This is a genomic window from Umezawaea sp. Da 62-37 (assembly GCF_032460545.1).
Lineage (GTDB): Bacteria > Actinomycetota > Actinomycetes > Mycobacteriales > Pseudonocardiaceae > Umezawaea.
Genome location: NZ_CP135965.1, coordinates 8,748,806 through 8,772,609, shown reverse-complemented (window position 1 = coordinate 8,772,609; position 23,804 = coordinate 8,748,806). Strand labels below are relative to the sequence as shown.

Below are 23,804 nucleotides of genomic sequence, written 5' to 3'. Positions count from 1 at the left end.
GTCACCCCACCCCGAAGAAGCGCTGTGCTTCGCGGACGCCGTCCAGCAGGGCGGCGACCTCGTCGAGGTCGTTGTAGAGGTAGAAGGTCGCGCGCACGGTCGCGGGGATCCCGAGCCTGCGGTGCAGCGGCCACGCGCAGTGGTGGCCGACGCGGACCGCGATGCCGAGGCTGTCCAGGACCTGGCCCGCGTCGTGCGGGTGCACGCCGTCGATCACGAACGACACGGCGCCGCCGCGGTCCACTGTGGACTCGGGGCCGACGATCGTGACGCCGGGGATCTCCCGAAGGCCGCGGAGAGCGGCTTCGGTGAGGACGTGCTCGTGCTGCGCGACGCGGTCCATGCCGACCTCGCGCAGGTAGTCGACGGCGGCACCGAGCCCGACGGCCTGGGAGGTCATCGGCACGCCCGCCTCGAACCGCTGCGGCGGCGGCGCGAACGTCGACTTCGCCATGTGGACCATCTCGATCATGGATCCACCGGTGAGGAACGGCGGCAGCGCCTCGAGCAGCTCGCGCCGCCCGTAGAGCACGCCGATCCCCGACGGGGCCAGCATCTTATGGCCGCTGAACACGGCGAAGTCCACGCCGAGCGCGTGGAAGTCGACCGGGCTGTGGGGCACCGACTGGCAGGCGTCCAGCACGGTCAGCGCGCCGACCTTGCGGGCGGCCGCCACGAGTTCCGCGACGGGGTTGACGGTGCCGAGCACGTTGGACTGGTGGGTGAACGCGACGACCTTGGTCTTCGCGGTCACCAGCTCGTCCACGTCGGACAGGTCGAGCCTGCCCTCGTCGGTCACGCCGAACCAGCGGAGCGTCGCACCGGTGCGCAGGCAGAGCTGCTGCCACGGCACCAGGTTCGCGTGGTGCTCCATCTCGGTGATGACGATCTCGTCGCCGGGGCCCAGCAGGAACCGCGCCGCCTCGGGACCCGAGATCGACGCGTTGCCCATGGCGTAGGCGACGAGGTTGATGCCCTCGGTGGCGTTCTTGGTGAACACCAGTTCCTCGGGCGAGGCGCCGACGAAGTCCGCGATCCGCGCCCGTGCGCCCTCGTACGCGTCCGTCGCCTCTTCGGCGAGCTGGTGCGCGCCGCGGTGCACGGCCGCGTTCGCGGTGTTCAGGAACAGCCGTTCCGCGTCGAGCACCTGCGTGGGTCGCTGCGAGGTGGCGCCGGAATCGAGGTACACCAGCTTTTTGCCCTCGCGCACGGTCCGCGACAAGATCGGGAAGTCCGCACGCAGGGTCGCGACGTCCAGTGGAGTAGCGGTGGTGGTCACCCTCCGACGCCTCCTCTCAGGATTGCAGCACTGACAACGGGTACAACAAACTCAGACCTTCGCTGCTTCCGCGCTGCCGGTGTACTTCACGTAACCCTCGTTCTCGAGGGCGTCGGCCAGCTCGGGGCCGCCGGACTCGACGATCCGGCCGTTCGCGAACACGTGCACGAAGTCGGGCGAGATGTACTTGAGGATCCGGGTGTAGTGCGTGATCAGCATGACGCCGACCTCACCGGAGGCCTTGTAGCGGTTGACGCCCTCGGACACGACGCGCAGCGCGTCGACGTCCAGACCGGAGTCGGTCTCGTCGAGGATCGCGATCTTCGGCTGGAGCAGACCCAGCTGGAGGATCTCGTGGCGCTTCTTCTCGCCGCCGGAGAAGCCCTCGTTGACGCTGCGCTCGGCGAAGGCCGGGTCGATGTCCAGCTCGGACATCGCGCCCTTGACCTCCTTGACCCAGTGGCGCAGGTTCGGGGCCTGGCCGCGCACGGCGGTCGCGGCGGTGCGGAGGAAGTTCGACATCGAGACGCCGGGGACCTCGACCGGGTACTGCATCGCGAGGAAGAGGCCCGCGCGGGCGCGCTCGTCGACGCTCATGTCGAGCACGTTCTCGCCGTCCAGCGTCACCGAACCGGAGGTCACCGTGTACTTCGGGTGGCCCGCGACGGCGTAGGACAGCGTGGACTTGCCGGAGCCGTTGGGCCCCATGATGGCGTGCGTCTCGCCCGCCTTGATGGTCAGGTCGACGCCCTTGAGGATCTCCTTGGGGGCTTCGTCGGTGAGGACCGTGACGTGCAGGTCCTTGATCTCAAGCGTGGCCATGGCTCTGTGTTCTCCTGTAACTGCGGTCAGTCCTGGGGGACGGCGACGTACACGTCGCCGTCGCGTACTTCGACGGCGTAGACGGCGACGGGCTCGGAGGCGGGCGGCGAGGACGGCTCACCGGTGGTGAGGTCGAAGCGGGAACCGTGCAGCCAGCACTCGATCCCCTGCTTCGTCACCTCGCCCTCGCTCAGCGACACCGCCGCGTGCGAGCACTGGTCCTCCAGCGCGTGCACCCGGTCGCCGTCGCGGACGACGACGACGGGCGAACCGTCGACGTCGGCCGCGAACGGCTTGCGCTCGTCCAGGTCGGCGAAGGCGCACACGCGGATCACCGTGCGCCTCCACCGGGACGAACGCGTCGGCACGTCACGCGCCTACTGCTTCCAACTCAGCCTCGATCGCGGCCTCGAGGCGCTCGCGCACCTCGGCGACCGTGATCTTCAGCAGGATCTCGTGGAAGAAGCCGCGCACGACCAGGCGACGCGCCTGGTCCTCCGGGATTCCCCTGGCCTGCAGGTAGAACAGCTGCTCGTCGTCGAACCGGCCGGTGGCGCTGGCGTGGCCCGCGCTGACGATCTCGCCGGTCTCGATCTCCAGGTTCGGCACCGAGTCGGCGCGGGCGCCGTCGGTGAGGACCAGGTTCCGGTTCAGCTCGTAGGTCTCGGTGCCCTCGGCCGCCGCCCGGATCAGCACGTCGCCGATCCACACGGTGTGCGCGCCCTCGCCCTGCAACGCGCCCTTGTAGACGACGTTGCTGCGGCAGTTCGACACCTTGTGGTCGATGAACGTGCGGTGCTCGAGGTGCTGGCCGTGGTCGGCGAAGTAGAGCCCGTTCAGCTCCGCGTCGCCGCCCTTGCCGTTGTACGTCACCGTCGGCGTGAGCCGGACGACGTCGCCGCCGAGCGTGATGACCGTGTGCCGGAAGGTCGCGTCGCGGCCGAGCGAGGCGTGGTGGGAGGAGACGTGCACCGCGTCGTCGGCCCAGTCCTGGACCGAGATGACGGTGAGGTGCGCGCCGTCGCCGACCACGAACTCGACGTTGTCCGCGTACGCGCCGGAACCGCGGTGGTCGACGACCACGACGGCCTTGGAGAACAGCTCCGAGCGGATCTGCAGGTGCCCGTAGGCGACCTCGCCCTCACCGGCCCCGGTCACGGTGACCAGGGTCGGCTCGGCGACCTCCTGGTTCTTGCCCACCGTCAGCAGCGTGCCGTCGGTGAACGAGGACCACGCCTGCGCGGCGATCCGGTCGCTGGGGGTGCCCGCGACACCGAGCCGCGCGTCGCCGCGCCGGACGGTCTCGACGGTGATGCCCTCGGCGGCCTTGACCTCGACCGCCGCGGAACCCGTGGCGGCCGCGCCGTTGTGGAGGTTCTTCAGCCGCTTCATCGGCGTGAAGCGCCAGATCTCCTCACGGCCGCCGGGCACCTCGAAGGCGTCGACGTCGAACGAGGCGAAGTGGTCCGCACGCGACGACACCGGGGTGCCCCCGACGCCGTGCGTGTGGTCCGTCAGGCCGTGCTGGGGCTCAGTTGAAACGGCCATGTCAGCCGACGGCCCCTTCCATCTGCAGTTCGATCAGGCGGTTCAGCTCGAGCGCGTACTCCATGGGCAGCTCGCGCGCGATGGGCTCGACGAACCCGCGCACGATCATGGCCATGGCCTCGTCCTCGGTGAGGCCGCGCGACATCAGGTAGAACAGCTGCTCCGCGGACACCTTCGAGACCGTGGCCTCGTGGCCCATCTGCACGTCGTCCTCGCGGACGTCGACGTAGGGGTAGGTGTCCGAGCGGCTGATGTTGTCGACCAGCAGCGCGTCGCACTTCACCGTGGACTTCGAGTGGTGCGCCCGCTTGTTGATCTGCACCAGGCCGCGGTAGGAGGTGCGGCCACCGCCGCGCGCCACCGACTTCGACACGATGGTCGAGGAGGTGTGCGGTGCCATGTGGACCATCTTGGCGCCGGCGTCCTGGTGCTGGCCCTCGCCCGCGAACGCGATCGAGAGGACTTCGCCGTGGGCGTGCTCGCCCATGAGGAAGACCGCCGGGTACTTCATGGTCACCTTGGAACCGATGTTGCCGTCGATCCACTCCATGGTCGCGCCCTCTTCGGCCTTGGCGCGCTTGGTGACCAGGTTGTAGACGTTGTTCGACCAGTTCTGGATCGTCGTGTAGCGGCAGCGGCCGCCCTTCTTCACGATGATCTCGACCACGGCCGAGTGCAGCGAGTCCGAGGAGTAGATCGGCGCCGTGCAGCCCTCGACGTAGTGCACGTAGGCACCCTCGTCGACGATGATCAGCGTCCGCTCGAACTGGCCCATGTTCTCCGTGTTGATCCGGAAGTAGGCCTGGAGCGGGATGTCCACCTTGACGCCCTTGGGGACGTAGATGAACGAGCCGCCGGACCACACCGCGGAGTTCAGCGCGGAGAACTTGTTGTCACCCGAGGGGATGACCGAGCCGAAGTACTCCTGGAAGAGCTCCGGGTTCTCCTTCAGCGCGGTGTCGGTGTCCTTGAAGATGACACCCTGCGCTTCCAGGTCCTCGCGGATCGCGTGGTACACGACCTCGGACTCGTACTGCGCGGCCACACCGGACACGAGGCGCTGCTTCTCCGCCTCGGGGATGCCCAGCCGGTCGTAGGTGTTCTTGATGTCCTCGGGCAGGTCCTCCCAGGAGGTGGCCTGCTTCTCGGTCGAGCGCACGAAGTACTTGATCGAGTCGAAGTTGATGCCCGAGAGGTCGGAACCCCACGTCGGCATCGGCTTCTTCTCGAACAGGCGCAGCCCCTTCAGGCGGTGCTCCAGCATCCACTCGGGCTCGCTCTTCTTCGCCGAGATGTCCCTGACGACTTCTTCGTTCAGGCCTCGGCGTGCGCTCGTACCAGCAGCGTCTGAGTCGGACCAACCGAACTCGTAGTTGCCGATACTCGCCAGGGTTTCCTCCTGGCTGAGCGGCTCAGACTGCACCGTGGTGGGCGTGCGCTGCTCGGCAGCGGCAGTCATGCGGGCTCCCCTCCATCTGGGGTCTTAACGGCGTTCGGGATGTGCGTGGTGCACACGGCGTCGCCGCGTGCGATCGTCGCCAGCCGCTGGACGTGGGAACCGAGGATTTCGGCGAACGTCTCCGTCTCGGTCTCGCACAGCTGCGGGAACTCCGCCGCCACGTGGGCGACCGGGCAGTGGTGCTGGCACAGCTGCGCTCCCGCGCCCACATCGCGCGTCGAGGCAGCGTAACCCTCCCTGCTCAACGCGCTCGCCAGGGCCGCGGCCCTGTCGACCGGGTCGGGCAGGGCCGTGATCGCGGCGCGGTGCCGGTCGACCATGGCGGCCATCCGGCGTTGCGCGAAGGCCCGTACCGCCTCTTCCCCGCCCTGTTCGGCGAGGAACCGCAATGCGGCGACGGCGAGGTCGTCGTAGGCGTGCCCGAACCGGGACCGCCCCGTCTCGGTCAGCAGGAAGAGCTTCGCCGGACGTCCGCGGCCTCGCTGGCCGCTCCGGGGAGCCTCCCTGGTGGTCGCCTCGCCATCGGCGAGGAGTGCGTCGATGTGCCGGCGCACCGCCGTGGGACTGAGCCCCAGCACCTCGGCGACAGCCGCCGCGGTGACCGGGCCCCGCTCCAGCAGCAGTCTGGCGACTGCCCGCCTCGTCCGCCCGTCGTGCCCGGGGGGCCCGACGGGTGCTTCGACAGAGCCCGCGAAGGCCTGCGAATCGGACTCGGCGTATTTCACAACACCAGTGTTGCTTATTTAGCCGACGGCCGCAAAGCGCCACCACCACCGGGTGACCCGGCTCACCCGCCGATCACGCTCGCTACCCTCGCGTCGTGACGGCAGGCGGAGTGAGCACCAGCGACGGCGTGACGGCGAGCGGATCCGGCTCGCTGGACGCGCCCGAACGCCGCCAGCTCGACGTCATCCGACGGTGGGGAACGGTCGGCGCCCTGCTGCTCGCGGTGGGGTCGCTGGGCTCCGGAGCGGCCCCCGTCTTCAGCCCGCTGCCGGGCACCCCGGTCCTCGGCCTGTTCGTGCGGATGCCCAGCGTCGCGATGGGAATCGCCTGGACAGGCGTGTTCATGGTGGTGTCGGCGTGGCTCTGGCTCGGCCGGTTCGTCCGGCCCGGCCGAGCCCGGCTCGCCACCCGCAGCCAGCTCGACCGCACGCTGCTCATGTGGACCATGCCGCTGGTGTTCGTGCTGCCGATGTTCAGCCGGGACGTCTACAGCTACCTGGCGCAGAGCGAGATCGCCGCGAGGGGGCAGGACCCCTACGAGTTCGGCCCCGCGACGGCCCTCGGCGTAGATCATCCGCTCACCATGAACGTGCCGAACATCTGGCGCGAAACACCCGCCCCGTACGGCCCTTTGTTCCTCGCGCTGGGCCGGGTGATCGCGATGCTGACCGGCGACCACGTGCTGCCGGGCGTGTTCCTGCACCGGCTGCTGGCGCTCGTCGGCCTCGGGATGATCGTGTGGGCGCTCCCCCGGCTCGCCCGCCGGTTCGGCGTGCCGCCGGTCGGCGCGCTGTGGCTGGGGGCGCTCAACCCGCTCGTGCTGTTCCACATCGTCATCGGCGTGCACAACGACGGGCTCGCCATCGGGCTGATGCTGGTCGGGCTGGAGCTGGCGCTGCGGAAGCTGCCGGTGGTCCTCAAGGGGGTGGCGCCTCCACCGATCACGCGCGAGGAGGTGCTGTGGGTGGCGCTGGGCGCGACCATGATCGTGATGGGCGCGATGGTGAAGATCCCCGCGATGCTCGCGCTCGGCTTCCTCGGGGTGATGGTCGCCAGGCGCCTGGGCGGCCGGTTCCCCGACCTGTTGCGCGCCGCGGCGTTCATGACCGTCGTCGCGGGGCTGGTGACCGTGCTGACCTGCGTGGGCACCGGGTACGGGTTCGGCTGGATCTCCACGCTCAACGTCGCCAGCACGGTGAAGAGCTGGATGTCGCCGCCCACCGCGCTGGGCTACCTGTCCGGCGGGCTCGGCATCACCCTGTCCCTCGGCAACCACACCGAGTCCACCATCGCGCTGGCGCGGATCCTCGGGCAGGTCGTGTCCGTGCTGATCGTGGGCACGTTGCTGTGGAAGAGCTTCCGCGGCCGGATCAAGGCGGTCAACGGGCTCGGCGCTGGCCTGGGGGCCGTGCTGGTGCTCGGACCGGTGCTCCAGCCCTGGTACGTGCTGTGGGCCGCGCTCCCGCTGGCCACCGCGGTGGTCGCCAAGCGCTTCCGCGGCTTCGCGATGACCACCAGCGCGTTCATCGCGATCATCCTGCCGCCCACCGGTTCCGCGTTCGACGGCCGCGCCTACGTCGTGCCGCAGGCGGTCACCGGGGCCGCCATCACGTTCGTGCTCTGCGTGCTCGTCGCCCGCAAGCAGCTCTACCCGCTGATGCGCCGCGACCCCCTCCCCAGCGACGACTGACCCACCAGGTCGCCGGATGCGCCCCCGCGCCCCGCGCCGACGACTAGCGTGTGCCGGCGTGATCGCCCGCCGCGGTGGTCAGGGGAGGGGGACTCGTGGCCGAGTTACCGCAGGAGCAGATCCGGTTCGCCGTCGTGCTCAACGGGGGCGTCAGCCTCGCCGTCTGGATGGGCGGGGTCGTGCTGGAGCTCGACCGGCTCACCAGGGACGGCACCACCTACCAGCACCTGCTGTCGATGGTCGGCTGCACGGCCCGCGCCGACGTGATCACGGGTACGTCCGCGGGCGGCATCAACGGCGCCGCGCTGGCCGTGTCCCAGGTCAACGAGACCACCGACCTGTCGAGGCTGCGCGACCTGTGGGCCGAGCAGGGCCGGATGGAGCAGCTGCTGCGCACCCCGTTCCAGGGGCAGCCGGTGTCGCTCCTCCAGGGCGACGAGTTCTTCCTCCCCCGCCTCCAGGAGATGCTGGCCCGGCTCACCACCGACTTCACCCCCACCAAGGCCGAGCACCGGCCGATGGACCTGCGGATCACGACCACGCTGCTGGGCGGTGTGCCGATGGTCTCCTACGACGACCTGGGCCAGCCCCTCGTGCAGTCCTCGAACCAGGGCAGCTTCTCCTTCCGCCGCGACGCCTACGAGTGGGCGACGCCGCCGGACGAGACGGTCGGGCGGGACGACTTCGCCCCCGCGGACCTGCCGAGGCGGGTGCTCCAGATGGCGCTGGCCGCGCGCTCGTCGGCGTCGTTCCCGTTCGCGTTCGAGCCCTCGTTCATCCCCGTCAACGGCCAGTCGACGCCGTCGAAGCCGGACATGGGCGACATCGCCTCCTGGGCGCGGCACACCGACACCGACCGGTCGCGGTTCGCCGTGGACGGGGGCGTGCTGGTGAACACGCCGACCCGCGAGGCGCTGGAGGCCATCGACCGGATGCCCGCCAACGGGCCGGTGCGCCGGGTGATGCTGCTGATCTTCCCGCACGCCGAGCCCGAGGCCGTCGAGCCGCCCGCGCACGTGCGCGGCGACCTGCCCAGCACCGTCGCCACCGGCGGCAAGCTGCTCGGGGCGCTGTCCGGCCAGGGCGGGCGCACCTACGTGGAGAAGATCGAGGAGCACAACCGGCTGGCCGCCTCGCGGCGCGGCGGCCGCAACTCGCTGCTGGAGCGGCTCGCGAACGGCGCGGGTGACGTCCCCGTCCCGGAGAAGGCCTACGCGCTGGCGGACACGCTGCACGAGCACTACGAGGACGTGCGGATCCGGCTGGCCGCGCGGGACATCACCACCCGGCAGTTCGCCGTGCGCGGCTCGAACGCGGCCGGGTGGTCGTTCGAACGGGTGCGCGCCGCGGCCGAGGCGGCCCAGCGGGAGTGGCGCGCCGCGCGCGGGCAGCTGCCGTACGTGCCCACCGCGCACCTGCCCGCGGCGCTGGCCGACACCGGCTGGGAGTGGGGCATCACGATGGCCGAGACGCTGGCCGCCTCGGCGATGGACCTGCTCAAGCGGATGGTCTGGGTCGTGCCGGACACCGACGAGGGCGTGCTGAGCGGGGCGTGCGCGGCGGTCGCGGAGTCGCGGACCCGGCTGCACCGGGTGCGGGCCGCGCTGCGGCAGCTGCGCGAGAAGGTAGACGTCACGTGGACCGGCGAGAACTCCGAGACGCTCAACCAGGCCTACTGGGGCGGCAGGCTCGGCGTGTACGGCGAGCGGATGACCGGCGGCGCGGTGGGGTCGATCGGCGCGGAGGTGCGCGCGCGGGTCGCCGAGATCGGGCTGCTCGTCGACGACGCCCAGCGGATCTTGGCCCTCATCGACGACGAGGACCGGCTGCGGCTGGGCGGGCTCGGACCGTGGAAGGCGCTGCTGGCCCCGGAGCCGACCGCGCGCGAGACCGAGGTCGGGCTGCTCCCCGGTCCCGGCGTGTGGCTGTCGCGGCTGATGGCGCTCGAGGTGTCGACCATGTGCCTTGCCGACTCGAGTACCGGCCTCGACCAGGCCGTCGAGCTGGTGCAGATCAGCCTCCAGACGCGCAACGCGTTCGCGCGGCAGAGCCTCACCGCCGACGACAAGGCGGGCGGCGCGTCGCTCAACCGGTTCTCCGGGTTCCTCAAGCGGTCCTGGCGGGTCAACGACTGGATCTGGGGCAGGCTCGACGGCGCCACGATGCTGTGCAAGGTCGTCTTCGACCCGCGGCGGCTGCGCCGGATGGACCTGCTCACCACCACGGGCGGCCGCAAGGACCCGGACAAGGCGGCGGAACGGGCGCACCGGCGGATCGACGACCTGGTGGACGACCTGTTCGGCGGGCCGCACCCGGACCTGGCGCCGGCCGTCGCGGCGGCCAAGAAGGAACTCGCCGCGTTCTACGCCGAGGAGACCCTCGCGGGCGACCTGCCGCCCACCGCCGGTGCCGTGGCGGAGCTGGCGGCGTGGGGCCTGCACGTGCGGATCATCGTCGAGGAGCTGCCCGCGCTGCGGGCGTCGATCCTGGCCGACCGCAACGACGGCGGCGACCCGCGGTCGCGCGGCGAGCTGTTCCTGGAGGAGCACCGCGGGCTGCTGGCCCGGCTGGAACGGCCGGTGGACTTCGGCACCGAGTCGGCGCGGGCGGCGAGCGTGACGATCGGGCTCCAGGCGCTGCGCGCGTTCGACGAGGCGGGCATCGGCCGTGAACCGCTGGGGCAGGAGGCGGGCAGCGACCAGATGATCCGCACCGCCGCGACCGCCGCCGCGGTGGCGGTGACCGTGGCGGACAGCAAGAACTCCGGGATGGCCGCGGCGAAACCGCTGACCAGGATGCTGCGCGGCGGCGCGCTGCTGCCGTACTGGACGATCACCGGGCTCACCAGGGGCGGCAAGCTGGCCCAGTTCCTGGGTTCCCTCGGCTTCGCCGTCGGCGGCGCGCTGCTCGTGCTGGCGCTGTTCAACCTGCTGCCGAACTGGGCCGTCGGCCCGGCCGCGGCGCTGGGCGGCGGCACGCTGATGGCCGCGTTCGGCTACGCCGCGCTGCGGTCCGGCACCCTGCTGCACGGGCTCGTGCTGCTGTCACCGGTGATCCCGCTGGTGATCATCGCGATCGACCGCACGCGGTCGGCGCTGAACTCCGACACCACCCGCGGCGACGCGGCCACCGGCGTGGTCGCCGTGGGCGGTGTCGCGCTGGTCGTGGTGGCGCTGCTGGTGATCGGCAGCCTGCCCGCGCCCATCCGCACCCCGTTCGCGGTGCTGAAGGACCGGCGCACCTACAAGCGGATCGGCAAGGTCGTGTGGCGGCTGGCCGCCGGGGTCGCCGTGGTCGCCGCGGTGTGGGCCGTGATCGAGTACCGGCTCTACGAGCTGACCTGGCTGAGCCCGGAACTCGTCGTGATCGGCCCCGCGGTGGCCATCGCGATCGGCGTCGCGGCGGCGTCCGCGGGCGGTCGGTCGCTGCAGCGCTGGCGGCGGCGCGGCGGCCGGTGGCGCACCGAGAGCGCCGAGGCGCCCGCCGCGGCGACGGCGGGCTGGGCGGTCGTCTACGGCATCGTGTTCCTGCTGGTCGCGGTGGGCCTGCAACTGGGCGGGATCCACTTCACCGGCTGGGAGTCGGTGCTCGCGACGTCGCTGGTGTTCGGGCTCGTCCTGGTGCTGGTGACGAGCTGGTGGGTGCCGATGCGGGCCCGCCGCGCCATCGTGCGGAGCCTGTCGGAGCAGACGATCCCCACCCGCGAGGGCGAGGACCTCGCCGACGCGCTGCGCGTGAAGCTGGAGAGCTACGCGCTGCTGTACCGGTTCCTGGTGGACAGGCAGCAGAACGGCGAGCTGGTGCTGAAGCCCGCCGCCCTGCGCGTCGTCGACGCCGTGCGCGCCAAGCGCGGTCAGGCCGCCAGCTCGGCGACCGGCAGCGGCGCGGGCACCGGCACCACACCCCCGACCCTGGCGTAGACGGCCTCGAAGCGGTCCAGCGTGGCGCCGATGGCGTGGTGGGCGATCAGCTCGCTGCTCGCCGCGCCCATCCGGGCGGTCACGGCCGGGTCGGCCAGCACGCCGTGCAGGCGGTCGGCCAGGCCGCGGACGTCGCCGGGCTGGTAGAGCCAGCCGTTGCGGCCGGGGCGGACCAGGTGCGGGAGCGCCATCGCGTCGGCCGCGACGACCGGCTTGCCCGCGGCCATCGCCTCCATGGTCGCGAGGCTCTGCAGCTCGGCCACGCCGGGCATGCAGAACACATCGGCGTTCGCGTAGGCGTCCAGCAGGGACTCCTCGTCGACGAAACCGCGGAACCGCACCCGGTCGGTGACGCCGAGGTGGGCGGCCAGCAGCTCCCACTCGGCGCGGCACGAGCCGTCGCCGACGATCTCGGCGTGCAGCCTCGGCACCAGCGCCAGCGCGCGCAGCAGCTCGTCGACCCGCTTCTCCTCGTCGAGCCTGCCGACGAACAGCACGGTGGGATGGGCGTTGTCCCGCCTCGCGGGACGAAGCCGGTAGCGGTCGATGTCGATGCCGCAGGACACCGCCTCCGCCGGGTGCGGGAAACCCTTGTCGTGCAACAGCTGCACGGCGCGCGGGGTCGGCGCGGTCACCGCGTCGGCGAGGGAGAACACCTTCGCCAGGTCGCGCCACGCCCAGCGCGAGGCGGCGGACTGCAACCAGCCGGGGACGTGCGCGTGGCCGAACAGGTTCTCCGGCATGAAGTGGTTGGTGGCCACGGTCGGGATGCCGCGGTCGGCGGCCTGGCGCAGCACCTGGCGGCCGATCACGAAGTGGGCCTGGACGTGCACCAGGTCGGGTTCGAGCCGGTCGAGCAACTCGCTGACGTCGTCGCGCACCTCCCACGGCAGGCACACCCGGAAGCCGCGGTAGAACGGCGTGCGCCGCGACCGCAGCCGGTGCACGGTGATGCCGTCGGCGAACTCCGTCCTCGCCGGGCCGACCGGGTCCGCGCAGATGACGTGGACGTCGTTGCCGCGTCCGGCGAGGCCGACCGCGAGGCGGTGCGCGAACCGCGCGGCGCCGTTGACGTCCGGGGGGAAGGTCTCCGCGGCGATGACGACCCGCGGTGCGCGTCCGTTGTTCACGAGCTTCTCCGATCCGATGAGTGGTTCTTCACGACGGGCGAGCACGCAGACGCCGCCGACGGCGATGCAGGCGCACGCGATCTGGGCCAGAGCGGTCCACCCGGTGGTGCGGGCGGACTCCCCCAGCAGCCCGGCCCCGATGCCGACGGCGACCAGCGGGTCGACGACGGTGAGGCAGGCGACGGTGAGGTGGGCGGGGCCACCCGCGTAGGCGTGCTGGATGAACCAGCCGCCGACGAGCAGCGCGGTGACGATGCCGAGCACGGAGGCGGCGGACGCCCAGCCGAAGGCGCCCTGCTGCACGTCCTGCGAGACGGCGCGCATGAGGACGGACACGTAGCCGTACGCCACGCCCCCGGCGACGCCGAACGACAGGGCGCGCAGGTGCGGACGGCCGCTGAGGACGCCGAACAGGGCGGGCAGCGCGACCAGGCCGAGCACGAGCAGCCCGGCGCGGACCTCGGCCTCCGGTGCGACCCGCGTCGCCGTGGCGCTCCCGGCGGCGAGCAGCACGAACGCGCCGACGGCCAGCGTGGTCAGCGCCACCGCGGGCAGCGCCCTGCGGCGGCCGTCCAGCAGCGCCGTCATGCCGATCGCCAGCACCCCGACCGGCTGCACGACGGTCAGCGGCGCCATGCCGAGCGCCACGGCGTGCACCCCCGACCCGGTGACCAGCAGCACGAGCCCGGCGAGCCAGCGGGGCCGCCGCAGCAGCGCGGAGATCCGGGGACCGCCGTCACCGTCGCACACGGCGCTGTGCTGGAGGCGGGCGGCGAGCGCGAAGAAGGCGGCGCCGACGACGGCGAGGAGGATCGCGATGCCGGTCACGCGGTCACCTCCACCGTGGTCCGTGCGTTGTCCGTGGTTCGGGTGTTGTCCCGCCGGAGCGCGGCGGCGAGTGCGAACAGCAGGCCGTAGAGGACGGCGAACAGGATCCGTTCGGCGAGCCCGAGCAGCAGCGCGCCGTTTCCGGGGAAAACGACCGGGACGTGGCTCAGCAGGAATAGGAAACTCGTGATCCCGCTCGCGAACGCGAGATTGCGGACCGTGGTACTCGGGATGAATCGCCGGGAAATGAGCAATCCGGCCAGCGGCAGGCTGACGAACATGATCGCGCCCGCGTAGCGGTGCACGGCGCCGGGGAATGTCGTCGGGGTCCCGGTCGGGTCGGTGGGGAACACGGTGGCGGCGGTCAGACCGGCGGACCACAGGCCCACCAGCACGGTGATCGGCCCCCGTCGTGGCAGACCCGCTCCGAACAGCGCCATCAGCAGGACGACGGAGCCCGCGGCGAGCGACAGCGCCGTCACCGCCAGCAGCCCGGTCCCGTTGGCGACGAAGATGTAGTCGCTGATCGTGTGGCTGATGGGACTAATCTGACCGGCCGACGCCACGTGCAGGTAAACAATCGGGAACAACGAAAGAACCAGGCTCGCAACAGCGAGTGGTGCCAGCACCGCGCGCCTTTTCCCCCGAATCACTTCCATATCGGAAGTGTGACGCAAACGCGTTTGCGCAGGTATGGGGAATTCCCCCGAGACAACCCTGACGACACCCCGAGACCCCCGGTAGGGCTGACCCCACCACCGGGTGGCGCATTCGCCGCACTAGGCTGCCCGCTCGTGAGCCCCCAGTCCCGGACGTGCGCCGTCGAAGTGTCGGGACTGGTCAAGCGCTACGGCTCCAAGGTGGCGGTGGACGGGCTCGACCTCACCCTCGACGCGGGCGCGGTGCTGGCGCTGCTGGGCCCCAACGGGGCGGGCAAGACGTCGACCGTCGAGGTCTGCGAGGGCTTCCGGACCGCCGACGAGGGCACCGTGCGCGTGCTCGGCCTCGACCCCAGGACGCAGGGCGACAAGCTCCGGCCGCGCATCGGCGTGATGCCCCAGGGCGGCGGCGGGTACCCCGGCGTCCGCGCCGACGAGCTGCTGGCGCTGATCGCTACCTGCTCGGCGAACCCGCTCGACCCGGCGTGGCTGCTCGACGTGCTCGGCCTCACCTCCGCCGTGCGCACCCCGTACAAGCGGCTCTCCGGCGGCCAGCAGCAGCGGCTCTCGCTCGCGTGCGCCCTGGTCGGCCGCCCCGAACTGGTGTTCCTCGACGAGCCGACCGCGGGCATGGACCCGCAGGCGCGCAGGCTGGTGTGGGAGCTGATCTCCGCGCTGCGGCGCGACGGCGTCAGCGTGCTGCTGACCACGCACCTGATCGACGAGGCCGAGGAGCTGGCCGACCACGTGGTGATCGTCGACTCCGGCCGGGTCGTCGCGCAGGGCAGCCCGCGCGAGCTCACCGCTGACGAACCCGACGAGCAGCAGCTCCGCTTCCGCACCCGCCCCGGCCTCGACACCTCGCTGCTCACCGCGGCGCTGCCCGAAGGCCTCCGCGTGCGCGAACCGACGCAGGGGAGTTACCTGGTGGAGGGTCGCATCGACCCGCAGGTCGTCTCGACCGTCACGTCGTGGTGCGCCCAGCAGGGCGTGCTCGCGGAGGAGCTGATGGTCGCCAAGCGCAGCCTGGAGGACGTGTTCCTCGAACTGACCGGTCGGGAGCTGCGCTCGTGACCCGAGCGATCGGAGACCCGGTGACGTCGTCGGCCAGGTTCGCCCCCGGCACGTTCACGCCCTCGCCGGGCAGGGGGAAGCTCGGCAGGATGTTCCTGGCGCAGTCGCGCATGGAGATGCTGCTGACGCTGCGGCACGGCGAGCAGATCCTGCTCACCGTCCTGATCCCGGTGGCGCTGCTCGTCGCGCTCACCCTGATGACCGTCATCCCCATGCCGGACCCGCGGGTCGGCTCCGCCACCGCCCGCGTCTTCGCCCTCGCGATCCTGTCGTCGGCGTTCACCGGCCAGGCCATCGCACTCGGCTTCGACCGCCGCTACGGCGTCCTCAAGCGCCTCGCCGCCGCCCTGCCCCGCTGGCTGCTCGTGGCGGGCCGCGTCACCGCCGCCCTGGCCGTCGTCGCCATCCAGGTGCTGATCCTCGGCGGCACCGCGCTCCTGCTGGGCTGGCGTCCGCCGGTGAGCGGCATCGCGTGGGCGGTGCTGCTGATCGTGCTGGGGACGTTGACGTTCGGGGCGCTGGGCGTGCTGCTCGGCGGGGCGCTGCGGGCGGAGATCGTGCTGGCGCTGGCCAACATCGTCTGGTTCGCGCTGCTGCTCATCGGCGGCGTGGCGCTGGGCGTGGACGCGCTGCCGTCGGGTGTCGCGCAGGTCGTGCAACTGCTGCCGTCGGCCGCCCTGGCGGAGGGCTTGCACTCGGCTGTGGTCGACGGCACAGGCCCCGGAATCGGCCCGATCGCCGTGCTCCTGGTGTGGGGTCTGGGCGCCGCCGCGCTGGCCACGCGCACGACGAAACTGGACTGACCCGCCCGGCGGACCCTCAGCGACCCCGTCCTACCATCGACCGGTGACCGTTCCCCCGTGGTTCACCACCCGCCTCCTCGCACTCCAGCGCGCCATCGCGGTAGCGCTGGTCATCGCACAGGGCGGCATCGCCGTCACCGGGTCTATCGTCCGGGTGACCGGGTCGGGGCTGGGGTGTCCCACGTGGCCGCAGTGCGTGGCGGGCAGTCTGACTCCGGTGGCGCACCCGGAGGTCCTGCCGCTGCACCAGTGGGTCGAGTTCGGGAACCGGACGCTGACCGGGGTCGTGGGCGTGATCGCCGGGCTGATCGTGGTGGCCGCGTGGCTGGGTGAGCCGCGCAGGCGGCGCGTGCTGGTGCTGGCGCTGGTGCAGCTCGGCGGGGTGGCGCTGCAGGCCGTGATCGGTGGCATCACCGTCCTCACCGGACTGCTGTGGTGGACGGTCTCGGTGCACTTCCTGGTTTCCATGGGTCTGGTGTGGATGGCCGTGCTGCTCTACCGCTCGCTCGCCGAGGGCGACGAACCGGCGGACCTGCTGCTGCCCCGGCCGTTGCTGGCATTGCAGGCGCTGCAGGGCGTGGTGCTCGGATTCCTGTTGCTGGCGGGCACTTTCGTGACCGCCGCGGGCCCGCACGCGGGCGACTCGGACACCCCGCGCCTCGACCTGCCGGTCGCGGACGTCGCGCAGGTGCACGCCGATCTGCTGTTCCTGTTCCTCGGAATGCTGACGGCGCTGGGCTTCGCGATCCGGGCGCTGTCGGAGGACACCGTGCTGCGCCGCCGCTTCTGGATCCTGGTCGCCGTCGTGCTCTCGCAGGGCGCGCTCGGGATGGTGCAGTACTGGACGGGCGTGCCCGAGGTGCTGGTGTCGCTGCACGTGCTCGGCGCGGGCGCGGTCGTCGTCGCGACCGCCGGGCTGTGGGTCGCGAGCCGGTCGCGCGGACCGGTGCCCGCCAACCACGCCGACGGCGACCACGAGCGACTGGACCTGGCCGAACAGCCCGTGTGAGGCCGGTTCTCCCGGAACAGCGCCGATCAGGTCACTTGGGCGGCGCGGGACGCCGTTCCCACAACGGCGGCAGCTCGTCGGCCAGCCACCCGTACAGCTCGTCCACCGCGCGCAGCCGGTGCGCCCGCTGCGGATCGCCGCTGAGCAGCCGCATGCCCGACTGCGTCAGGTCCCGGACGCTCACCAGCGCGTCCAGGCGCCGCTGCACCATGTCCGCCCACCGCTTCTCGTCGACGCGGTACTCCGCCGCCTGACGACCACGCCGGGTCCGCTTGGTGACCAGCCCGGCGTTGACCAGGAACTTCAGGTTCGTGCTGATCGACCCGCTGCTGGCCTCCAGCTCCTGGGCCAGCTCGGCTGCGGTCCGCTCGGTCGGTTCGCACACGAGCAGATGACCGAGGATGCGGCCGCCGATCAGCGGAATGCCCTCTTCGGCGAAGTGCGCGGCAAGGCGCTCGATCCACGCGGAGAGGCGGGTTTCCCTGCCGACGCTCACGGCGACTCCTTGGTTTCGGTCAACACTGAAGCCACAGTAAGTCAGCATATGGATCTTGGCAAGACACCCGCACGAATGCGGTGGAAAAGATCGAAAAGCCATCCCGGACAACGCTAAAGAATGAATGCGGTCAAGGTGCTCGCGAAACGAACCGATGAACACCAGACCCTGTCCGCTGCACCGACCGACGGAAGCGACGATGAACTTCCTCCCCAACCAGGTCATCCCCGTCGAACACGGCGGCGCGATGGTCGACGTCGTCGCGGACATCCGCCCCGCCGGTCCGGACGTCCTCGTGCTGCTCCCCGGCCTCAGCTGCACGAAGGAGAGCTTCGCCGCCGTCGTCGACGCACCGGCGTTGGCCCACATCACGACCTGCGCCATCGACCTCCCCGGCCACGGCCGCACCGCCCCCCTCCCCCTCGGCGCCCACACCCTGGAGAACTACGCGGACCTGGTCAGCCGCGTCGTGACCCGCCTGGCCCCGACCCGCGTCCACCTCGCCGGTCACAGCCTGGGCGGCGCCGTCGGCCTGATCGCCGCCCAGGGCATGCGGAACCTGATCACGTTCACCGGCATCGAAGGCAACCTCGTCGGCGACGACGCGGGCCTGGTGAGCAGGCAGATAGCCGACCTGGAACTGGACGACTTCGCCGACAACGAGTTCGGCCGGTTCATCGACTCACTGCGCGCCGCACCCGAAGCCGACCTGCGGGCATGGGGCGACTGGACAGCCATGTGCTCCCCCGCCGCCGTCCACGAAAGCGCACGCTCACTGGTCGAATGGTCCGACAGCGGAAAACTCCTCGACTGGTACCGAGCAATGACCGGCACCGCTTTCCTGCACGGCGCCCACGGCGACCGCCTAGGCCACCTGCTCCCCCTCCTGGACCCGTCAACCACCTTCGCCATCCCCGACTCCGGCCACTTCCCCATGGTCGACAACCCGCACGCGCTCTACTCAGCGCTGGCCGTGATCATCAGCAGGTAGCGCAACAACCACAGGGTCGCGCTCCGATCACCGACCCGCTTACCTGCCGAGCCAGGCTCCCAACCACAGCCGACCGAGCAGCACTCGTCCGCCGTGCGGCCGGCTTGACTTGGGATTTTCGGCCCTACACTTTCAACGGCGGGCAGGAGCACTACCACCTGCCCTTTTAGACCGCCGAGGGCCGAAAAGAGGGGCCCCAAGTCAAGCCGGCCGCACCCGGAGAACATGGATCCGACACCCGGCGACCCAGCACGACACCCCCATATCGAGCCGCCCCCTCACAAAATCCCCACCAACAAAACCCCCACCACCAAAACCCACCCCACCTCACCCCTCCACACCCACACGCGCCTCAAGCCGATCAAGCCTCCCCACAAGAGGCTCAATCTCCTTGCGCACCGCCTCAGCAACAAACCCCGCCGCCCCGGCACCCCCCGCGATCAAAGCCTCCGACTGCGGCTGCGCCCTCAAGTGCACATACCCCGCCAGCGCCGCCACCACAGCCCCCCGCACCAACCGCAACTCCGCCCCAGCAGCACGCAAAGCCTGCCCCCCCAACCCATCCGGCTCCGCGATCAAACCGAGCAGCAGATGCTCACACCCCACGTAGTTGTGCCCAAGCGTCACCGCCTCGACAACCGTCAACTCCAAGGCATTAGCCGCATCCCCACCAAACCGCGCAGCCTCTCCCCCACCCCCCGCAGACGACAAACGACCCAGCTCACGACCAACCCGCCCCGGATCCACCTCCACCGCCTGAAGTACCCGCAACCCCAGATTCGTCCCTTCGGCAAGCAACCCGTGCAGCAGATGCCCGCTGCTCACCACGCCCGCCCCCTCCTCCCGAGCCCGCCCGACCCCGAGCTTGACCGCCGCCCGCGCCCGATCGGTGAAGTGCGTCAACCCGGCCGTCGGATCGTCGACCTCCAGGTCCCCCAACACCGTCGCCCGAATCGCGGTGACCCTCTTCACCGACTGCTCCAACGCCCTCTGGCAGATAGCCGAAACAGGCACACCGGACTCCTTGACCGCGTCGGCCAACTCATCCGGCAGGTAAACGTTGATCTTCGGCATTGACACCCCTCCGGTCCGCGATTGCGTATACCCCCATCTATACCCCCAGAAGGGGTTACACCTCAAGACCCGCAGCAAAAAACCCCGACGCAAGACGCCGGGGTGCAGAGTTCAGGGTGTCTGGAGGTTCGACACGAGGTGTCTGAGTGTTCGACACGGGGTGTCTGGGGGTTCGACTCGCGGGTTAGAGGTTGCGGAGGCCGCCGAGGACGCGTTCCATCAGGCCGAGGTCGGGGATGTGGTCACCCGCCACGACGGCGGTCGCGTGGACTTCCAGCAGGCCGCGTTCGGCCATGTCGCCGAGCAGGACCTTGGCCACGCCGAGCGGGATGCCGAGCAGGGCGGCGACCTCCGCGACGGAGCGGGGGCGTTCGCAGAGGGCGAGCACGTCCTGGTACTCGGCCTTGATCGGGCCCGCGTGCAGTTCCTCGCCCGCGCTCACCATGGTCTCGATCTCGAGCTGGAAGTCGGACGTGGTGCGGCCGCCGGTCCACGAGTAGGGCCGGACGATCGAGGCGGACTCGCCGTCCTCGTCCGACGAGGGCACGTCGGACCGGGCGGGCACGCTGATCGTCCGGGCCTCGGGCCGGTCGCGCTTGTGCTTGCGACCCCGGCGCCTGCCGCTGTCGAGCGTTAAACCGTTGAGCAGATCGGCGAAGGTCTGCTCCGAGTCGGGTCCGCTCATCGTGGCCTCACGCCGACATGCGGGTGGCACCGTGCAGCTCGGCACGGAACTCAGGCGTGAGGAGCTGGCCGACCTGGTCCACCACGACGGTCATCTCGTAGGCGACCTGGCCGACGTCGCTGTCCGGTGCGGCGAGCACCGCGAGGCACGAGCCGTCGCGGACCGACATCAGCAGCATGATGCCCTGCTCCATCTCGACGACCGAGCGGAGCACGCCGCCGCCGTCGAAGAACAGCGCGGCGCTCTGGGCGAGGCTGGTGACGCCCGCCGCGATCGCCGAGAGCTGGTCGGCGCGCCTTTCCGGCAGGCCCGCGGACGCGGTGAGCAGCAGGCCGTCCACCGAGATCACCACCGCGTGGGCGACTCCTGGCACGCGCTCGGTGAAGCTGGTGATCAGCCAGCCGAACTGGTCCACCTGGCGAGACCGCGAGGCGTTCATGGATCCTCCTGAGCGGAACGTTGATCACCGGAATCCCGCACACCTTGCCGGATTCCCGTCTGGTAGTTCGAGAGGAAACCCCGTGTCGCGTTCGGGTCCCGTTTGGCGGGCGCGACGCCGTTGGTGGCCGGTCGGCCCCCCATGAGGTTGCCGCGCGGCTGCCTCTTGGGCAGGCCCGCGTCCGGCGCGGCCCCCTGGGCGGGTTCGGGCTCCGGGGGACCGTCGAGGCGGTGGCGCGGCGCCTCCCCCGCGGGCAGCTTGCCCTTGAACCAGACCGAGCGCGGTGTCGCCGCGCCGTTCCGGTCGTCGATGGCCTTCCCGCGGAAGGACGACCACTCGCTCTCCGTCGTCCGCGCCTGGTCCGGCGTTACCCCGTTGGTGGCGGGCCGCGGTCGGGGGGACGGTGGGAGGGCGGCGGCACGGGCGGCCGCGGGCCGGGTGTCGACGACCCTCGGCGGTTCCTTCGCGGGCTGGCGGACGAGGTCCGGCGGCACGCCGACGACGGCGCGCAGGCCCTCGCGGTGCGGGCCCTGGTCGACGAGGGTGACCTCGACCTGGTGCCGGACGGCCAGCCTGGCGATGACGAACAGGCCCATCTGCCGGGAGGCGGGCAGCTCGTCGGTCGACACCGAGCGCAGGCGCTCGTTCGCCGCCTCCAGCTCGGGCCCCGACATGCCGACGCCCTCGTCGATCACGTCGATCACGACGCCGCCGCCGCTGCGCGGCCGTCCGACGATCACCACGTGGCTGCGCGGCGGCGAGAACGCGGTGGCGTTGTCCAGCAGTTCGGCGATGAGCCGCACCAGGTCGCTCGCGGCGTAGCCGACGACCTCGACCTGGGGCGTGGTCTGCACGACGACCCGCTGGTACTGCTCGATCTCCGACGCCGCCGCGCGCAGCACGTCGGCCAGCGGGATCGGCTTGCTGAACCGGCGGGTCACGTCCGTTCCGGACAGGACCATCAGGTTCTCGTTGTTGCGGCGCATCCGGGTCGCGAGGTGGTCGAGCTTGAAGAGGTTCGCCAGCTGCTGCGGGTTCTCCTCCTTGCGCTCCAACTCCTCCATCAGCCGCAGCTGCCGCTCGACCAGTCCCTGGCTGCGGCGCGACAGGTTGACGAAGGTGTTGCGCAGTCCGCCGCGCAGCCGGGCCTGCTCGACGGCGGAGCCGACGGCCTGCTGGTGGACCGCGTCGAACGCGCGGGCGAGCTGGCCGAACTCCTCGGTCGTGTGCACGGCCACCGGCTCGATCACGACTTCGCTCGCGCCCTCCTCGCGCAGGTCGGCGACGAGCGCGGGGAGCTGGTGGCGGGCGACCTGGAGCGCGGTGCGCCGCAGGGTCAGCAGTGAGCGGATCATGTTGTTGCCGACCACGACGCCGATGCCCACGGCGACGAGCAGCGAGGCGAGCAGGATCGTCGAGGTCAGGCCCGCCTGGTCGCTGGTGTCGTCCTGGAGCCTGGAGGCGGTCGAGGCGAGTTCGCCCTCCAGGTCGACGACCACCGCGCCGACCAGGGTGTCGGTGATGTGGGAGGCCGACTCCCACTCCCCGGCCGTGACCTTCGACGCCAGCGACGGCGGTTCGCCGGTGCCGGTGGTGTCCGCGGAGGCGCGCGCGTCGTTGACCATCCGCTCGCGGGCCAGGACGTCCCGGCCGGTGACGGTCCGGGTCCACTCGGCGCGCTGGTCGGAGTTGGCGAGCGCGGTGAAGTCGGTGAGCCGGTCCTGGTAGCGCAGCGTCGACTGGCCCAGCGACACGGCCTCGGCGTCGAGCAGGCGGCCGCGGCTGACCGCCGCGAGCACGACGGCGTGCTGCTGCGAGAGCTGCTCGCCCGCCATGGACAGGTTGTGCAGCGCGACGCCGGTGCCCGCCAGCGCCGGGTCGCCGAACTCGTTGACCAGCGCCTGGTCGAAGTCGAGCAGGGTGCGCAGCACGGTGGTGTAGGAGACGACGGCGACCGAGACGTCCGATCCGGCGTCGATCGACTGCCGCAGCTGCGGGAGGCCGTTGATCTGGGTCAGGACCTCGGAGTAGCGGGACTCGGAGACGTCGCTGAGCAGCGTGGCGTCGGCCGCGATGGAGCGGACGTTGTCCAGCGCGCGGGTCGTCACGGCGGCGCGCTCGTGGAAGGCGCCCGGCTCGGGCACCGCGCCGTCGACGCGGCCCGCCTGGTAGGCCCGCTCGTCCTGGAGCGCGGTGACCAACGGGGTCATCGCGGAACGCAGCGTGACCAGTTTGCCGACGGCGGCGTAGGAGTCCGCCCGCACGACGTAACCGCGGATCTGGAGAACGCCGGCACCGACGGCGACGGCCACGGGAACCAGCAGCACGGCGGCGACCTTGACGGGAAGTCGCCAATTGCGCCAGTCCGCCACCGTGGCCCACCGCCATCGAACACGGTTCTGCACAGTCACCGGATAGACCCCAGGTCGTAGTTGGTGATCACCACGCGGGTTAACCCGCGTTTTGAATCGTTGTTGTGATTCGGTAGTGGGTCGTGATTCGCGGTGGCGATGTCGTCGGACGATCGTAGGCGAGGCATCGGCCCTCGACAACGGCCGACAGGGCAGATTCTCACCGAATGGCGTAACGGGCGGCAGACCGAGCGGTACGGAAGTGGACGATCGGGCAACGGACCAGGGCCATCCGGTTGACTCGGCGCCGCGTCCGGCTACACTGTGCGCCTCCGGCCCCCGGTCGCGCGTGCAGCGGCGCACGTCGGAATCCCCGTGGAGGATCACGATGACGAAAGCCGTGCCGCTTCCCCCGGAAACGCGGCAGCCCCCTAACTCGGCCCTTAATCGCGGGCGCGGGTTCGCGACATTCGACGAGCCCGGCAAGACGTTGTTGGTGGACGACGAAGGCAATCCGGACTTCGTCGCCATCCAACAGACCGAGGAATTCGCCGCCTTGCGGCGGAGCGCCCTGGTATTCATCTTCCCGGCGACGGCGCTGTTCCTCACTTGGTACCTGACCTACGTCATCGCGTCGGCCTACGCGCACGACTTCATGGCGACCAGGGTCCTGGGCGTCGTCAACGTGGGCATCGTGGTGGGTCTCCTGCAGTTCGCGAGCACCATCGTGCTGACGCTGAGCTACGCCCGGTACGCGAAGCGCAGGCTGGATCCGCAGGCGCGCGCGGTGCGCGCGCTGGCCGAGAGCGTGGAGGACTAGA

Annotated in this window: 20 protein-coding genes; 7 read left to right on the top strand and 13 right to left on the bottom strand. The window is 71.1% G+C overall.

From position 1 onward, the window contains the following. Position 1 precedes the first annotated feature (1 nt). Genes RM788_RS39945 through RM788_RS39920 form a run of 6 tightly spaced genes read right to left on the bottom strand, consistent with a single transcriptional unit; the run spans position 2 to position 5,833 of the window. A complete protein-coding gene (locus RM788_RS39945) occupies positions 2 to 1,279 on the bottom strand; it encodes a cysteine desulfurase (RefSeq protein WP_315925014.1) in 1,278 nt (425 codons plus the stop codon). Positions 1,280 to 1,330: 51 nt separating this feature from the next. Then, positions 1,331 to 2,101, bottom strand: a complete 771-nt coding sequence (gene sufC / locus RM788_RS39940; protein ID WP_315925012.1) for a Fe-S cluster assembly ATPase SufC — start codon at positions 2,099 to 2,101, stop codon at positions 1,331 to 1,333. Positions 2,102 to 2,127: 26 nt separating this feature from the next. Then, positions 2,128 to 2,436 carry a non-heme iron oxygenase ferredoxin subunit gene (locus tag RM788_RS39935; protein ID WP_315925009.1) on the bottom strand — a complete coding sequence of 103 codons (309 nt, stop codon included), beginning with the start codon at positions 2,434 to 2,436 and terminating at the stop codon, positions 2,128 to 2,130. A 34-nt stretch (positions 2,437 to 2,470) separates the two neighbouring features. Next, positions 2,471 to 3,649, bottom strand: a complete 1,179-nt coding sequence (gene sufD / locus RM788_RS39930) for a Fe-S cluster assembly protein SufD (protein WP_315925007.1) — start codon at positions 3,647 to 3,649, stop codon at positions 2,471 to 2,473. A 1-nt stretch (position 3,650) separates the two neighbouring features. Then, positions 3,651 to 5,108 (bottom strand): Fe-S cluster assembly protein SufB, encoded by a 1,458-nt coding sequence (gene sufB, locus RM788_RS39925; RefSeq protein WP_315925005.1) that lies wholly within the window; start codon positions 5,106 to 5,108, stop codon positions 3,651 to 3,653. Next, positions 5,105 to 5,833 carry a helix-turn-helix transcriptional regulator gene (locus RM788_RS39920; RefSeq protein ID WP_315925003.1) on the bottom strand — a complete coding sequence of 243 codons (729 nt, stop codon included), beginning with the start codon at positions 5,831 to 5,833 and terminating at the stop codon, positions 5,105 to 5,107. Before RM788_RS39920 ends, sufB begins: the two co-directional genes overlap by 4 nt. A 95-nt stretch (positions 5,834 to 5,928) precedes the next feature. Between RM788_RS39920 and mptB the strand changes: the two genes are divergently transcribed. Both mptB and RM788_RS39910 read left to right on the top strand, forming a co-directional pair. Next, a complete protein-coding gene (gene mptB / locus RM788_RS39915; RefSeq protein ID WP_315925001.1) occupies positions 5,929 to 7,524 on the top strand; it encodes a polyprenol phosphomannose-dependent alpha 1,6 mannosyltransferase MptB in 1,596 nt (531 codons plus the stop codon). Between the two features lie 95 nt (positions 7,525 to 7,619). Then, positions 7,620 to 11,444, top strand: coding sequence for a patatin-like protein (locus tag RM788_RS39910; RefSeq protein ID WP_315924999.1), 3,825 nt, complete (start codon positions 7,620 to 7,622; stop codon positions 11,442 to 11,444). On the opposite strand, the gene RM788_RS39905 is transcribed toward RM788_RS39910, so the two are convergent. Both RM788_RS39905 and RM788_RS39900 read right to left on the bottom strand, forming a co-directional pair. Then, a complete protein-coding gene (locus RM788_RS39905) occupies positions 11,378 to 13,402 on the bottom strand; it encodes a glycosyltransferase (RefSeq protein ID WP_315924997.1) in 2,025 nt (674 codons plus the stop codon). The two genes, RM788_RS39910 and RM788_RS39905, sit on opposite strands and share 67 nt — an antisense overlap. Beyond that, entirely contained in the window at positions 13,399 to 14,061 is a 663-nt protein-coding gene (locus RM788_RS39900; RefSeq protein WP_315924995.1) for a DUF998 domain-containing protein, read from the bottom strand. Before RM788_RS39900 ends, RM788_RS39905 begins: the two co-directional genes overlap by 4 nt. A 135-nt stretch (positions 14,062 to 14,196) precedes the next feature. Here RM788_RS39900 and RM788_RS39895 point away from each other — a divergent pair, with 135 nt between their 5' ends. From RM788_RS39895 to RM788_RS39885, 3 genes are all read left to right on the top strand, one after another. Next, positions 14,197 to 15,135 carry an ABC transporter ATP-binding protein gene (locus tag RM788_RS39895; RefSeq protein ID WP_315924992.1) on the top strand — a complete coding sequence of 313 codons (939 nt, stop codon included), beginning with the start codon at positions 14,197 to 14,199 and terminating at the stop codon, positions 15,133 to 15,135. Positions 15,136 to 15,224: 89 nt separating this feature from the next. Continuing rightward, positions 15,225 to 15,938: an ABC transporter permease gene (locus tag RM788_RS39890; RefSeq protein WP_315934878.1), complete on the top strand. Its 714-nt coding sequence runs from the start codon at positions 15,225 to 15,227 to the stop codon at positions 15,936 to 15,938. Between the two features lie 43 nt (positions 15,939 to 15,981). Continuing rightward, complete coding sequence (locus RM788_RS39885; RefSeq protein ID WP_315924990.1) at positions 15,982 to 16,947, top strand: COX15/CtaA family protein; 966 nt, start codon at positions 15,982 to 15,984, stop codon at positions 16,945 to 16,947. A gap of 31 nt (positions 16,948 to 16,978) precedes the next feature. Here RM788_RS39885 and RM788_RS39880 read toward each other — a convergent pair whose 3' ends face one another. After that, positions 16,979 to 17,443 (bottom strand): GbsR/MarR family transcriptional regulator, encoded by a 465-nt coding sequence (locus RM788_RS39880; protein ID WP_315924988.1) that lies wholly within the window; start codon positions 17,441 to 17,443, stop codon positions 16,979 to 16,981. Positions 17,444 to 17,642: 199 nt separating this feature from the next. Between RM788_RS39880 and RM788_RS39875 the strand changes: the two genes are divergently transcribed. After that, the gene (locus RM788_RS39875; protein WP_315924986.1) at positions 17,643 to 18,434 is read left to right on the top strand and encodes an alpha/beta fold hydrolase; all 792 of its coding nucleotides are present in this window, start codon (positions 17,643 to 17,645) and stop codon (positions 18,432 to 18,434) included. A gap of 327 nt (positions 18,435 to 18,761) precedes the next feature. Here RM788_RS39875 and RM788_RS39870 read toward each other — a convergent pair whose 3' ends face one another. From RM788_RS39870 to RM788_RS39855, 4 genes are all read right to left on the bottom strand, one after another. Then, positions 18,762 to 19,508: a Clp protease N-terminal domain-containing protein gene (locus tag RM788_RS39870; protein WP_315924984.1), complete on the bottom strand. Its 747-nt coding sequence runs from the start codon at positions 19,506 to 19,508 to the stop codon at positions 18,762 to 18,764. Between the two features lie 184 nt (positions 19,509 to 19,692). Continuing rightward, positions 19,693 to 20,073 (bottom strand): DUF742 domain-containing protein, encoded by a 381-nt coding sequence (locus RM788_RS39865; RefSeq protein WP_315924982.1) that lies wholly within the window; start codon positions 20,071 to 20,073, stop codon positions 19,693 to 19,695. A gap of 127 nt (positions 20,074 to 20,200) precedes the next feature. Next, on the bottom strand, positions 20,201 to 20,632 hold the full coding sequence (locus tag RM788_RS39860) for a roadblock/LC7 domain-containing protein (protein WP_315924980.1): 432 nt from the start codon (positions 20,630 to 20,632) through the stop codon (positions 20,201 to 20,203). Next, the gene (locus RM788_RS39855; protein ID WP_315924977.1) at positions 20,629 to 23,043 is read right to left on the bottom strand and encodes a sensor histidine kinase; all 2,415 of its coding nucleotides are present in this window, start codon (positions 23,041 to 23,043) and stop codon (positions 20,629 to 20,631) included. The genes RM788_RS39860 and RM788_RS39855 overlap by 4 nt, the downstream gene beginning before the upstream one ends. A gap of 328 nt (positions 23,044 to 23,371) precedes the next feature. On the opposite strand from RM788_RS39855, the gene RM788_RS39850 reads away from it, so the two are divergent. Next, positions 23,372 to 23,803: a DUF485 domain-containing protein gene (locus tag RM788_RS39850; protein ID WP_315924975.1), complete on the top strand. Its 432-nt coding sequence runs from the start codon at positions 23,372 to 23,374 to the stop codon at positions 23,801 to 23,803. Position 23,804 lies beyond the last annotated feature (1 nt).